Origin of the sequence: Dryocola mayonis (assembly GCF_051307045.1) — a bacterium.
Classification (GTDB): domain Bacteria; phylum Pseudomonadota; class Gammaproteobacteria; order Enterobacterales; family Enterobacteriaceae; genus Dryocola.
This window is the reverse complement of sequence record NZ_CP150452.1, coordinates 4,010,207-4,023,890: the sequence shown is the minus strand read 5'-3', so window position 1 is coordinate 4,023,890 and position 13,684 is coordinate 4,010,207. Positions and strand designations below refer to the sequence as shown.

Here is a 13,684-nt window from a genome sequence, read left to right as displayed (position 1 = left end):
ATGGCCGTTGAAGATACCCAACCGCTCATCACCCATCTGATTGAGCTGCGCAAGCGACTGTTAAACAGCATTCTCGCTGTGCTGGTGATTTTTCTGGCGCTGGTTTATTTCGCTAATGACATCTATCAGATCGTGTCTGCGCCGCTGATAAAACAGATGCCGATAGGGTCGACGATGATTGCCACCGACGTGGCGTCGCCTTTCTTCACGCCCATTAAGCTGACGATTTACGTTTCGGTCTTTCTGTCGGCACCGGTCATTCTTTATCAGATATGGGCGTTTATCGCGCCCGCGCTGTATAAACATGAACGCAGGCTGGTCACGCCGCTGCTGATCTCCAGCTCTTTACTGTTCTATATGGGCATCGCCTTTGCTTATTTTGTCGTTTTCCCGCTGGCATTTGGCTTTCTGACAAAAACCGCGCCGGTAGGCGTGGTAATGTCTACCGACATCAGCAAGTACCTCGATTTTGTCATGACGTTATTTATGGCGTTTGGGGTCGCGTTTGAAGTACCGGTCGCCATTATCCTGCTGTGCTGGATGGGGGTAACCACCCCGGAAGCGCTGAAACAGAAGCGTCCGTATATCTTTGTCGGCGCCTTCGTGGTGGGGATGCTGCTGACGCCGCCCGATGTCTTCTCGCAAACGCTGCTGGCTATACCGATGTACTGTTTGTTTGAGGTCGGCGTGTTCTTCTCCCGTTACTATGTCGGCAAAGGCCGCCGTGATATGGAAGACGCCGAAGAAGATGATGACCACTCTGAAAAAGAGTCATGATTTCAGGCCGCCCGTCAGGGCGGTCGTCGTTTGGAAGGTTATATGTTTGATATCGGCGTCAATCTGACCAGCTCGCAATTTGCCAAAGACCATGCAGAAGTGGTGCTGCGCGCGCATCAAGCAGGGGTCAGCGGCATGCTGCTGACCGGCACCAGTCTTCATGAAAGCCAGCAGGCGCTCGCTATGGCGCAAAAGTATGCCGGCTGCTGGTCTACCGCTGGCGTTCACCCGCACGACGCAAGCCAGTGGCAGGAGGCAACCGCTGAAGCCATTGCTCAGCTTGCCGGCGCTTCTGAAGTGGTAGCTATCGGCGAGTGCGGCCTGGATTTTAACCGCAACTTTTCAACGCCAGCCGAACAGGAGCGCGCTTTCACCGCCCAGCTGGCGCTGGCCGCCGAGTTGATGATGCCGGTATTCCTCCACTGCCGCGAAGCCCATGAGCGTTTTATCGCCCTGCTTGATCCCTGGCTGGATAAGTTGCCCGGCGTTGTGCTGCACTGTTTTACCGGCACGCGTACCGAAGCCCGTGAGTGTCTCGCCCGCGGCCTGTTCCTCGGCGTTACCGGCTGGGTGTGCGATGAACGGCGCGGCCTTGAACTGCGTGAATTATTGCCCGTCATTCCAGCCCGGCAGCTGCTGCTGGAAACCGACGCCCCCTATTTGTTACCGCGGGATCTTAAACCAAAGCCTGCAATCCGGCGGAACGAACCCTGTTACTTGCCCCATATCCTCAATCAGGTTGCCCTGTGGCGCGGAGAAGATCCCGCCTGGCTTGCGCAAGTAACGGATGACAATGCCCGCCGTCTTTTCCGGCTGGCTTAAATCAGGAGAAAGTAAATGAGCTATGCATTTCCCGGTACGTTTCCCGGCCGCCGTATGCGCCGTGTCCGTCGCCACGATTTTAGTCGCCGCCTGGTGGCCGAAAACCAGTTAACGGTTAACGATCTGATTTATCCGGTATTCGTGATGGAAGGTCAGAATCGCCAGGAAGAGGTTGCGTCGATGCCGGGTGTTTATCGCATGACTATCGACCTGCTGCTCAAAGAAGCCGAAGCCGTTGCGAAACTGGGCGTTCCCGTCCTGTCTTTATTCCCGGTGATTGAAAGCGCAGGCAAATCTCTGCATGCCGAAGAAGCTTATAATCCTGATGGCCTGGTGCAGCGCGCCGTGCGCGCGCTGAAAGATGCGGTGCCGGAGTTAGGTTTACTGACTGACGTTGCGCTCGACCCTTATACCACCCATGGTCAGGATGGCGTGATTGACGAAGACGGCTACGTTATCAACGATATCACCCGCGAAATTCTGGTGCGTCAGGCGCTCTCCCATGCGGAAGCCGGGGCAGAAATCATCGCCCCCAGCGATATGATGGATGGCCGCATTGGCGCCATTCGCGACCGTCTGGAAAGCGACGGCTTCGTCAATACGCAGATCATGTCCTATGCCGCCAAATACGCCTCCTGCTATTACGGCCCGTTCCGTGACGCGATTGGCTCCTCCGGCAACCTGAAAGGCGGCAACAAGAAGACCTATCAGATGGACCCTGCCAACGGCGATGAGGCTTTACAGGAAGTCGCTCAGGATCTGCAAGAAGGCGCGGACATGGTGATGGTGAAGCCTGGCATGCCTTATCTGGACGTGGTGCGCCGCGTGAAGGATACCTTTGGCGTGCCGACGTTCGCCTACCAGGTTTCTGGAGAATATGCGATGCATATGGCCGCCATTCAGAACGGCTGGCTGGCAGAAAAACCGGCGATTATGGAGTCGCTGCTGTGCTTCAAGCGCGCGGGCGCGGATGGCGTGTTGACCTATTTCTCTAAGCGTGTCGCGCAGTGGCTGCACGATGAGCAAATGCAGCGCTAGACGCTACTAAAAAGGCCAGCATTGCTGGCCTTGCTTATTTCTGCAGCTTCCTGAAGTCCGTATTCTTCACGCTTTGCCTTACCTGCTTATTTAGCAGGTTAAGCAGCAGCATCGAGCGCGCCTCACCGTCCGGCTCGCTGAATATCGCCTCCAGTCCTTCGAAGGCCCCTTCGGTGATCACTACGCTATCGCCTGGATAAGGCGTTTCCGGATCGGTGACGTTTTCAGGGTGGTAGTTGATTAACCCATCGATAACGTCATCCGGCACGTTGGCAGGCTGGGAGCCAAAGCGGACAAAGTGGCTCACGCCGCGGGTGGAGTTGACCGTGGTGGTGTGGATGTTTTCCGGATCGAACTTGACGAACATATAGTTCGGGAACAAGGGTTCACTGACTGCAGTTCGCTTTCCACGCACCATCTTTTCCAGCGTGATCATCGGAGTAAGGCAGTTGACCGCCTGGCGCTCAAGATGCTCTTGCGCCCGCAGCAGCTGTCCTCTTTTGCAGTACAGAAGATACCAGGATTCCATAATTTCTCATCTCACCTCATTGAGCGCGCAAGAATAACAAAAGGTCGAACTCAGAGATAGCCAGCACAAGTATAACCCGCCGCCATCCGCTTAATGGCCAGGCAGTTACCTGTTTTTAACAAAAATACAGCATGGCGCAGTTGAAGTCCGTATAATGACGGCCATTCTCCGGGCCTGGATTAACTGCATGAAATACCACGACCTACGCGACTTTATTACGCTGCTTGAGCAACGCGGTGAGCTAAAACGTATCGCAATGCCCGTCGATCCGCATCTGGAAATGACCGAAATTGCCGATCGTACCCTGCGGGCAAACGGCCCGGCGCTGCTGTTCGAAAATCCGAAAGGTTACAGCATGCCGGTCTTGTGCAATTTGTTCGGCACGCCGAAGCGAGTGGCGATGGGAATGGGACAGGAAGACGTGTCCGCCCTGCGTGAGGTGGGTAAGCTGCTGGCCTTCCTGAAAGAGCCGGAGCCGCCGAAAGGCTTTCGCGACCTGTTTGATAAACTGCCGCAGTTCAAACAGGTGCTGAATATGCCGACCAAAAGGCTGCGCGGCGCGCCCTGTCAGGAAAAAGTCTGGGAAGGGGAGCAGGTCGATTTAAACCGTATTCCCATTATGCAGTGCTGGCCCGAAGATGCCGCGCCGCTGATCACCTGGGGACTGACCGTTACCCGCGGGCCCGCATAAAGAACGGCAAAATCTCGGCATTTATCGCCAGCAGCTGATCGGCAAGAATAAACTTATCATGCGCTGGCTGTCGCATCGCGGCGGCGCGCTTGATTTCCAGGAGTGGTGCGCAGCGCATCCCGGCGAACGTTTCCCGGTTTCCGTAGCGCTGGGCGCCGACCCGGCGACCATTCTCGGCGCGGTAACCCCCGTCCCTGATACCCTTTCCGAATATGCTTTTGCCGGGCTGCTGCGCGGCACCAAAACCGAAGTCGTAAAATGTCTTTCTAACGATCTCGAAGTGCCTGCCAGCGCGGAAATCGTGCTGGAAGGCTATATCGAGCCGGGGGAAACGGCGCCGGAAGGGCCGTATGGCGACCACACGGGATACTACAATGAAGTAGATAGCTTCCCGGTATTTACCGTCACCCATATTACCCAGCGCGAAGACGCTATTTATCATTCCACCTATACCGGGCGGCCGCCGGATGAACCGGCCGTGCTGGGCGTGGCGCTAAACGAAGTCTTCGTGCCGATATTACAAAAGCAGTTCCCGGAAATTGTTGATTTCTATCTGCCGCCGGAAGGGTGTTCGTATCGCCTTGCGGTCGTGACCATTAAAAAGCAGTACGCCGGCCACGCCAAACGCGTGATGATGGGCGTCTGGTCCTTCCTGCGGCAGTTTATGTACACCAAGTTTGTCATCGTATGCGATGACGATGTTAACGCGCGTGACTGGAACGACGTTATTTGGGCCATCACTACGCGTATGGATCCGGCGCGTGATACCGTACTGGTAGAGAACACGCCGATCGATTACCTGGATTTTGCCTCGCCGGTTTCCGGCCTTGGTTCAAAAATGGGACTGGATGCCACCAATAAATGGCCAGGAGAAACCCAGCGTGAGTGGGGGCGTCCTATCAAAAAAGATGCGGAAGTCTGCGCGCGTATTGACGCAATCTGGGATGAACTGGCTATTTTCGATAACGGTAAAAACGCCTGAGGGGCGATTTTTACAGTTTTGCATTATTGACCCGACAGAGGGAACGCATGACAACCTTAAGCTGTAAAGTGACCTCGGTAGAAGCGATAACGGATACGGTATATCGCGTTCGATTGCTGCCGGAAGCGGATTTCTCCTTTCAGGCCGGACAGTATTTGATGGTGGTGATGGATGAACGCGACAAGCGTCCGTTCTCCATGGCGTCCACGCCGAGCGATCGCGAGTTTATCGAGCTGCACATCGGCGCCTCAGAACTCAACCTGTACGCGATGGCCGTAATGGACCGCATTCTGAAGGAAAAGGAAATCGTTGTGGATATTCCGCACGGCGACGCCTGGCTGCGCGACGATGAAGATCGCCCGTTAATTCTGATTGCCGGCGGCACTGGCTTTTCCTACGTGCGCTCGATTCTGTTGACGGCGCTGGCGCGTAACCCGCAGCGTGAAATCGCTATTTACTGGGGCGGCCCGCGAAGAAAAGCATCTCTACGACCTGGCCGAGCTGGAAGCGCTGTCGGTGCAGCATGAGAATCTGCGGGTGGAAGCGGTGGTCGAACAGCCGGAAGAAGGCTGGCGCGGGCGCAGCGGCACCGTGTTGACGGCGGTGATGCAGGATTACGGCACGCTTGCCGGGCACGATATTTATATCGCCGGACGCTTTGAAATGGCGAAGATCGCACGCGACCTGTTCTGCAACGAGCGCGGCGCAAACGTCGAGCGCATGTTCGGTGATGCCTTCGCTTTTATTTAAGCGCCAATAAAAAACCCGCCCCTGACAGGCGGGAAAAACGGCAACTAAACTCTGCGAAATACCTTGTCTGCTGTCGGTTCCGCAGGGCGGGTAAGCATTAGCGTTATCCGCCGCCTGCGGCTAACAGGGTGGAAGGCGTTTGCGCTTATCCACCCTGTAATCCAACGTTTAATTTCTTTCTATGACCGTTGCTATCCCCTGGCCCAGCCCGATACACATGGTGGCGAGGCCAAACTGCGCGTCGCGACGTTCCATCAGGTTAAGCAGCGTGGTGCTGATACGGGCGCCGGAGCAGCCTAGCGGGTGGCCCAGCGCGATGGCGCCGCCGTTAAGGTTAATCTTCTCGTCGATCTTATCCATCAGTCCCAGATCCTTAATGCACGGCAGGATCTGCGCGGCGAAGGCTTCGTTCATCTCAAACAGGTCGATATCAGCGGCGCTCAGGCCCGCCTTTTTCAACGCCATCTTCGAGGCCGGAACCGGGCCGTAACCCATAATCGACGGATCGCAGCCCACCACCGCCATGGAACGAATGCGGGCGCGGATCTTCAGACCCAGCTCTTTAGCGCGCGATTCGCTCATCAGCAGCATGGCGGCGGCGCCGTCGGACAGCGCCGAAGAGGTGCCTGCGGTGACGGTTCCGTTGACCGGATCGAAGGCCGGTTTCAGCGAGGCGAGGCCTTCGACGGTGGTTTCCGGACGGATAACCTCGTCGTAATCAAAGCGCTTAAGCACGCCGTCAGCATCATGGCCGCTGGTGGCGACGATTTCATTTTTGAAATGGCCGGCCTCGGTTGCGGCCCATGCGCGCTGGTGGGAACGAGCGGCGAACTGGTCCTGCATTTCACGGCTGATGCCGTGCATGCGCGCCAGCATCTCGGCGGTCAGGCCCATCATGCCGGCAGCTTTCGCCACGTTGCGGCTCAGCCCCGGATGGAAATCAACGCCGTGGCTCATTGGCACATGGCCCATATGCTCCACGCCGCCAATCAGGCAGGCATGCGCATCGCCGGTCTGAATCATGCGCGCCGCATCGTGCAGGGCCTGCATCGACGAACCACACAAACGGTTCACGGTGACTGCCGGAACCGAATGCGGGATTTCCGCTAGCAAAGCGGCGTTACGCCCGATGTTGAAACCCTGCTCCAGCGTTTGCTGAACGCAGCCCCAGTAAATATCGTCGAGCGCCGCGGCTTCCAGCGCTGGGTTACGCGACAGAATGCTGCGCATCAGATGGGCGGAAAGATCTTCCGCACGCACGTTGCGATAAGCGCCACCTTTAGAGCGGCCCATCGGGGTGCGGATGGCATCGACAATTACAACCTTTTCCATAATCACTCCTCAGGCGCTTTTCAGGTCACTGGCCGGGCGCGCAGGCGCAACCGGGGGATAGTACGGCTCGTTACGGGAAGCTTTCGCACGCAGGCCATCGGGCGCCTGATAGAGCGGGCCGAGATGCTCGTACCGCTGAGCCATATCGAGGTATTTTGCGCAGCCGAGGGTGTCTAACCAGCGGAAAGCGCCGCCGTGGAACGCAGGGAAGCCCAGGCCGTAAACCAGCGCCATATCGGCTTCCGCCGGGCTGGCGATAATGCCTTCTTCCAGGCAGCGCACCACTTCGTTGACCATCGGGATCATCATGCGGGCGATAATCTCTTCGTCGCTGAAGCTATGGCCTGCCGTGCTGACATCGGCAAGCACAGCGTCGGTGGTTTCGTCCTGCTCTTTGCGCGGCTTGCCTTTGCTGTCTTCTTTATAGCGATAGAAGCCCTGCTGGGTTTTCTGGCCGTAGCGGCCCGCGTCAAACATTGCGTCAATCGCATCGCGATAATCTTTCTGCATGCGCTGCGGGAAACCGGCGGCCATGACGGCCTGCGCGTGGTGTGCGGTATCAATCCCGACGACGTCGAGCAGATAAGCCGGGCCCATCGGCCAGCCAAACTGCTTTTCCATCACTTTGTCTATCTGACGGAAATCCGCGCCGTCGCGCATTAGCTGGCTGAAGCCGGCAAAATAGGGGAACAGCACGCGGTTAACGAAGAAGCCCGGGCAGTCGTTCACCACGACGGGCGTTTTGCCCATCTTGCTGGCCCATGCGACAACTTTTGCGATGGTTTGCTCGGAGGTTTTCTCGCCGCGAATCACCTCCACCAGCGGCATGCGATGCACCGGGTTGAAGAAGTGCATGCCGCAGAAGTTTTCCGGACGCTTAAGGCTGTTTGCCAGCTCGCTAATCGGAATGGTCGAGGTGTTAGAGGCCAGCACCGTATCCGGGCTGACTTTATCCTCCACTTCCGCCAGCACGGCTTTTTTCACCTGCGGATTTTCGACCACCGCTTCAACGACTGCTTCGACACGTTCAAAACCGGCGTAATCCAGCGTTGGATGAATGGTGGCAATCACGCCGGCCAGCTTCATGCCGTCGATTTTGCCGCGCTCGAGCTGTTTGTTAAGTAGCTTGCTGGCCTCGGAAATCCCCAACGCCAGCGACTTCTCGTTAATATCCTTCATTAATACCGGTACGCCTTTCCAGGCCGACTGGTAAGCAATGCCGCCGCCCATGATCCCGGCGCCCAGTACGGCAGCCTGTTTCGGGGCTTCGCTATTTTTGGTCAGCTTTTTCGCCTGACCTTTAACATATTGGTCGTTCAGGAAAATCCCGACCAGCGCACGGGCCTCGTTGGAACGTGCCAGGGGCACGAAGCTTTGGGTCTCAAGTTTTAATGCTTCGTCGCGGCCAAGGCCGGCCGCGGCTTCTATTGTTTTTACCGCCGTCATCGGGGCAGGGTAGTGTTTGCCCGCAATCTGCATCACCATGCCTTTAGCGATGGTAAAGCTCATGGTCGCTTCGATTTTGCTTAAGCGCAGCGGCTCAAGTTTTGGCCGACGTTTTGCCTGCCAGTCCAGATCGCCGTTTATCGCCTGGTGCAGCACCGCCAGCGCGCCTTCACGCAGCTTTTCGGCCTTAACCACGCCGTCGACCAGGCCGATTTTTTGCGCTTCTGCCGCGCTAACGTCTTTGCCGGCGGTGATGATTTCCAGCGCGCTGTCCGCCCCGAGCATGCGCGGCAGGCGAACGGAGCCGCCGAAGCCCGGCATAATGCCCAGCTTGGTTTCCGGCAGGCCAATGCGCGCGTCCGGCGTCGCCAGACGATAATCGGTAGCCAGCACGCATTCGCATCCGCCGCCCAGCGCATAGCCGTTGACCGCAGCGATAGTCGGAACGGGTAAATCTTCCAGCCGGTTAAAGACGCTATTGGCAAATTGTAGCCAGCTGGTCAGCTGCTCCGCGGGCACGAGGAACAGCGAAAGAAATTCGGTAATGTCAGCCCCGACGATAAACGCCGCTTTATTTGAGCTAAGCAGCAGGCCTTTAAGATCGGGCTGCTTTTCCAGCACCTCCAGCGCGTGGCCTAAGCTTGCCACCGTTGCGGTGTCGAGTTTGTTGACCGAGCCTGGCGCATCGAACACCAGTTCGGCAATGCCATCTTCCAGCCAGTCGAGATGTAGGGTTTCGCCTTGGTAGAGCATGTCAGTCTCCTGAATCCAGCAATGGGATCTGGTCGTACCAGATGGAAGGGAGTGTGGAATTGATGTTAATGAAATGCAAACAACTCATTAAATATTTGCAAAGATGATCACAGCCCCCGGAAATAAGTCGGCTATGTTCGCCGTGTGCTAAGATGCGTGGCGTTCAGGTCATATAAATAGAAGGGTAACTTATGGATTCACTGGCCTCGCTTTATAAAGATCATGTGGCTACCTTGCAGGAGCGCACCCGCAATGTACTGGCGCGTTTCAATCTTGATGCACTGCTGATTCACTCCGGAGAGCTGTTTAACGTCTTCCTGGATGACCATCCTTATCCGTTCAAAGTTAATCCCCAGTTCAAAGCCTGGGTGCCGGTAACACAGGTTCCGAACTGCTGGCTGCTGGTGGATGGCGTTAACAAACCGAAGCTGTGGTTCTATCTGCCGGTCGATTACTGGCATAACGTTGAACCGCTGCCGCATTCGTTCTGGACCGAAGAGATCGACGTTATCGCCCTGCCGAAAGCCGAGGGTATCGGCAGCCAGCTCCCGGCCGCGCGTGGCAACATCGGTTATATCGGGCCCGGTGCCGGAACGCGCCCTGCAGCTTGAAATTCAGGCGGCGAACATCAACCCGAAAGGGGTAGTTGATTATCTGCACTACCATCGTGCTTATAAAACCGATTATGAGCTGGCATGCATGCGTCAGGCGCAGAAGACGGCCGTTGTTGGCCATCAGGCTGCGCACGAAGCGTTCCTGTCCGGCATGAGCGAATTCGACATCAACCAGGCCTATCTGACGGCCACCGGCCATCGCGATACCGACGTGCCGTACGGCAATATCGTGGCGTTGAACGAACACGCCGCCGTATTGCACTACACCAAACTGGATCACCAGGCGCCGGCTGAAATGCGCAGTTTCCTGCTGGACGCCGGCGCTGAATACAACGGTTATGCTGCCGATCTGACCCGCACATGGGCCACCAGCAGCGATAACGCCTATGCGCAGCTGATTAAAGACGTTAACGCCGAGCAGCTGGCGTTAATCGGCACCATGAAAGCGGGCGTGCGTTATACCGACTACCACGTTCAGTTCCATCAGCGTATTGCTAAACTGCTGTGCCGCCATCAGCTGGTGAACGATATCAGCGAAGAAGCCATGGTTGAAACGGGCATTACCGGGCCGTTTATGCCGCACGGTATTGGCCACCCGCTTGGTTTGCAGGTGCACGACGTTGCAGGGTTTATGCAGGATGATACCGGCACGCATCTTGCCGCCCCGTCGCAATATCCGTACCTGCGCTGCACGCGTGTGCTTGAGCCGCGTATGGTTCTGACCATCGAACCGGGGATCTACTTTATTGAATCCCTGCTGGCGCCATGGCGTGAAGGGCAGTACAGCAAACATTTCGACTGGCAGCGTATTGACGCGCTTAAACCTTTCGGCGGGATTCGTATCGAGGACAACGTGGTTGTTCATGAAAATACCATCGAAAACATGACGCGCGATCTGAAGCTGGCGTAATGGAGAGCTGGCCGATCCCTGCTGAATCTCTTTGCGTCAGCGAGGAAATCAAGAAAAGCCGCTTTATTACACTGCTTGCCCATACTGATGGGGTAGCGGCGGCTAAAGCTTTCGTGGAGCAGGTTCGTGCGCAGCATCCCGACGCCCGGCACCATTGCTGGGCATGGGTGGCGGGCGCGCCGAACGATTCGCAGCAGCTTGGGTTTTCTGACGACGGAGAGCCTGCCGGGACGGCCGGCAAGCCGATGCTCGCGCAGCTTATGGGGCGCGGCATCGGCGAAATTACCGCTGTGGTGGTGCGCTACTACGGCGGAGTCAAACTGGGTACGGGCGGTCTGGTTAAAGCCTACGGCGGCGGCGTTCAGCTGGCGCTAAATCAACTGCCTACGGTGCTCAAAGTGCCATTAACCGAATATACTTTGCAGTGTGATTATGCTCAGCTTGCGGGCATCGAAGCGCTACTGAAACAAAATGATGGGCTAATCGTGCAAAGTGAATTTCAGGCATCGGTGCTGCTTAAGGTGGCGTTACCACAGACGCAGCTGGCTGAGTTTTCGCTCAGGCTGGCGGATTTTAGCCGTGGTTCATTGCATTTATTGCCGATTGAAGAATAATTCCCTCCTCTTAATTTTTTGATATTTAAGGAAGCGGCTGAAATGCATTTTCGTGCCATAACCCGAATCGTTGGTCTGCTGGTTATCCTGTTCTCCGGGACCATGATACTCCCCGGGCTGGTTGCCTTACTTTACCGCGATGGTGCTGGCCGCGCCTTTACTCAGACTTTCTTCGTCGCGCTGGTGATTGGGTCGTTGCTCTGGTGGCCGAACCGTCGTGAAAAAAGCGAACTGAAACCGCGCGAAGGCTTCCTGATCGTGGTGCTGTTCTGGACGGTGCTGGGGAGCGTGGGTGCGTTACCCTTTATCTTTTCCGAGCGGCCTAACCTGACGATCACCGACGCCTTTTTTGAATCCTTCTCCGGTTTAACCACCACCGGGGGCCACCACGCTTGTGGGGCTGGACACCCTGCCGCACGCCATTTTGTTCTATCGGCAAATGCTGCAATGGTTTGGCGGGATGGGGATCATCGTCCTGGCCGTGGCTATCCTGCCTATCCTGGGCGTAGGCGGCATGCAGCTGTATCGGGCCGAAATGCCAGGGCCGCTAAAAGATAATAAAATGCGCCCGCGTATTGCGGACACCGCGAAAACCCTGTGGCTTATCTATGTGCTGCTAACCGTCGCCTGCGCGGTGGCGCTGTGGTTTGCCGGGATGCCGGCCTTCGACGCGATTGGGCACAGCTTCGCGACCATCTCTATCGGCGGGTTCTCAACCCATGACGCCAGCGTCGGGTACTTCAGCAACCCTACGATTAACACCATCATGGCCGTTTTCCTGCTGATTTCCGGCTGTAACTACGGCCTGCACTTCTCTTTGCTCAGCGGCCGTAATCTGAAGGTTTACTGGCGCGATCCGGAATTCCGCATGTTTATCGGCGTGCAGCTAACGCTGGTCATCATTTGTACGCTGGTGCTGTGGCTGCACAATACTTATGGCTCGGCGCTGCAAACGCTCAACCAGGCGTTCTTCCAGGTGGTATCGATGGCGACGACGGCGGGGTTCACCACCGACAGTATCGCCCGTTGGCCGCTTTTCCTGCCGGTGCTGCTGCTTTGTTCGGCCTTTATCGGCGGCTGCGCCGGCTCTACCGGCGGCGGCCTGAAAGTTATTCGTATCCTGCTGCTGTTCAAGCAGGGGAACCGGGAGCTTAAACGCCTGGTGCACCCAAATGCGGTATACAGCATTAAGCTGGGTAATCGCGCGCTGCCGGAACGTATTCTGGAAGCGGTATGGGGATTCTTCTCGGCGTATGCGCTGGTGTTTATTGTCAGCATGCTTGCGATCATCGCGACGGGAGTGGATGACTTCTCTGCCTTCGCATCAGTGGCGGCCACGCTTAATAACCTGGGGCCGGGCCTGGGCGTGGTGGCGGACAACTTTGCCAGCATGAATCCGGTAGCGAAGTGGATTCTTATCAGCAACATGTTATTTGGCCGTCTCGAAGTATTTACTTTACTAGTATTGTTTACGCCAACCTTCTGGCGAGAGTAACCGGAGCCCGCAGTGAAGACTTTGATTCTGTTTTCGACCCGCGATGGTCAGACTCGTGAAATAGCTTCTTATATAGCTTCCGAGCTAAAAGAGCTGGGCGTAGAAAGCGATGTGGTTAACCTGCATCGTAACGCTGACATCGGATGGGATAACTACGACCGCGTTATTATCGGCGCTTCCATACGCTATGGTCATTTCCATTCATCCGTTGACGCCTTTGTGAAAAAGCATCAGAGGGCGCTGAACTCCATGCCGAGCGCCTTCTTTTCTGTAAACCTCGTTGCGCGTAAAGCAGAAAAACGTACGCCGCAAACCAATTCCTATACGCGCAAGTTCCTGTTGGCTTCGCCCTGGAAGCCCGATCACTGCGCCGTGTTCGCTGGCGCGCTGCGTTATCCGCGTTATGGCTGGCTGGATCGCGTAATGATTCGTTTCATTATGAAAATGACCGGCGGTGAAACCGACGTACGTAAAGAAGTCGTCTATACCGACTGGCAGCAGGTAGCGCGTTTCGCCCATGAAATTGTGCAGTTAGCCGCCAAATAGTCGTGAAAATAGACGGTTTGTCGAAAAAAAATGCGGTCAGTAATTTTTTTGCAATAAACCCTTGTCAGCCTCCGAAAAATCCCTATACTGCGCCTCCACTGACACGGCACAACGGCTTACAAACCGGCCCGTCAGGCGCAGTGAAGCAGGAAATAAATGCTTGACTACGTAGCGGGAAAGCGTAATATGCACAGCCCGCGCCACCGAAGATTGTGGCACTGCTCTTTAACAATTTATCAGACAATCTGTGTGGGCACTCGCAGGATTGATATCTCAGCACCTTAGGGTGCAAAAAAATATCAAGTCTTGAAGAGTGACCAGACAGTAATTCATTAGTGAATTATGTGAATGTAATCTTTGAGCACCGCTTCACTGGTTGAAGCAC

8 protein-coding genes and 4 pseudogenes are annotated in these 13,684 nt (G+C 56.1%); 9 read left to right on the top strand and 3 right to left on the bottom strand.

The genetic code is table 11. The features are described 5' to 3' along the window. From tatC to hemB, 3 genes are read left to right on the top strand one after another with little or no spacing between them, the layout of a single operon-like run. A complete protein-coding gene (gene tatC, locus WLO32_RS19435; protein WP_435946602.1) occupies window positions 1-777 on the top strand; it encodes a Sec-independent protein translocase subunit TatC in 777 nt (258 codons plus the stop codon). Window positions 778-819: 42 nt separating this feature from the next. Beyond that, a complete protein-coding gene (gene tatD, locus WLO32_RS19430) occupies window positions 820-1,599 on the top strand; it encodes a 3'-5' ssDNA/RNA exonuclease TatD (RefSeq protein ID WP_435946601.1) in 780 nt (259 codons plus the stop codon). A gap of 15 nt (window positions 1,600-1,614) precedes the next feature. Further along, entirely contained in the window at window positions 1,615-2,637 is a 1,023-nt protein-coding gene (hemB, locus tag WLO32_RS19425) for a porphobilinogen synthase (protein ID WP_121266762.1), read from the top strand. A gap of 34 nt (window positions 2,638-2,671) precedes the next feature. On the opposite strand, the gene rfaH is transcribed toward hemB, so the two are convergent. Beyond that, complete coding sequence (rfaH, locus tag WLO32_RS19420) at window positions 2,672-3,166, bottom strand: transcription/translation regulatory transformer protein RfaH (protein WP_435946599.1); 495 nt, start codon at window positions 3,164-3,166, stop codon at window positions 2,672-2,674. Between the two features lie 178 nt (window positions 3,167-3,344). Here rfaH and ubiD point away from each other — a divergent pair. After that, a pseudogene (gene ubiD, locus WLO32_RS19415) lies at window positions 3,345-4,839 on the top strand (4-hydroxy-3-polyprenylbenzoate decarboxylase). A gap of 47 nt (window positions 4,840-4,886) precedes the next feature. Next, window positions 4,887-5,589: pseudogene (gene fre / locus WLO32_RS19410) on the top strand (NAD(P)H-flavin reductase). A gap of 168 nt (window positions 5,590-5,757) precedes the next feature. On the opposite strand, the gene fadA reads toward fre, so the two are convergent. Together fadA and fadB are read right to left on the bottom strand one after the other, a co-directional pair. Beyond that, a complete protein-coding gene (gene fadA / locus WLO32_RS19405) occupies window positions 5,758-6,921 on the bottom strand; it encodes an acetyl-CoA C-acyltransferase FadA (RefSeq protein ID WP_435946597.1) in 1,164 nt (387 codons plus the stop codon). A gap of 9 nt (window positions 6,922-6,930) precedes the next feature. Continuing rightward, window positions 6,931-9,120, bottom strand: a complete 2,190-nt coding sequence (fadB, locus tag WLO32_RS19400; RefSeq protein ID WP_435946596.1) for a fatty acid oxidation complex subunit alpha FadB — start codon at window positions 9,118-9,120, stop codon at window positions 6,931-6,933. 191 nt (window positions 9,121-9,311) lie between these two features. On the opposite strand from fadB, the pseudogene pepQ reads away from it, so the two are divergent. The 4 genes and pseudogenes from pepQ (at window position 9,312) to hemG (ending at window position 13,299) form a co-directional block, all read left to right on the top strand. Continuing rightward, window positions 9,312-10,644 (top strand): annotated as a pseudogene (gene pepQ, locus WLO32_RS19395) (Xaa-Pro dipeptidase). Then, a complete protein-coding gene (locus WLO32_RS19390) occupies window positions 10,644-11,258 on the top strand; it encodes an IMPACT family protein (RefSeq protein WP_435946595.1) in 615 nt (204 codons plus the stop codon). The pseudogene pepQ and the gene WLO32_RS19390 overlap by 1 nt, the downstream one beginning before the upstream one ends. Before the next feature lie 42 nt (window positions 11,259-11,300). Then, a pseudogene (gene trkH / locus WLO32_RS19385) lies at window positions 11,301-12,753 on the top strand (Trk system potassium transporter TrkH). Window positions 12,754-12,765: 12 nt separating this feature from the next. Next, the gene (gene hemG / locus WLO32_RS19380; protein WP_435946594.1) at window positions 12,766-13,299 is read left to right on the top strand and encodes a menaquinone-dependent protoporphyrinogen IX dehydrogenase; all 534 of its coding nucleotides are present in this window, start codon (window positions 12,766-12,768) and stop codon (window positions 13,297-13,299) included. The last annotated feature ends 385 nt before the right edge of the window (window positions 13,300-13,684 follow it).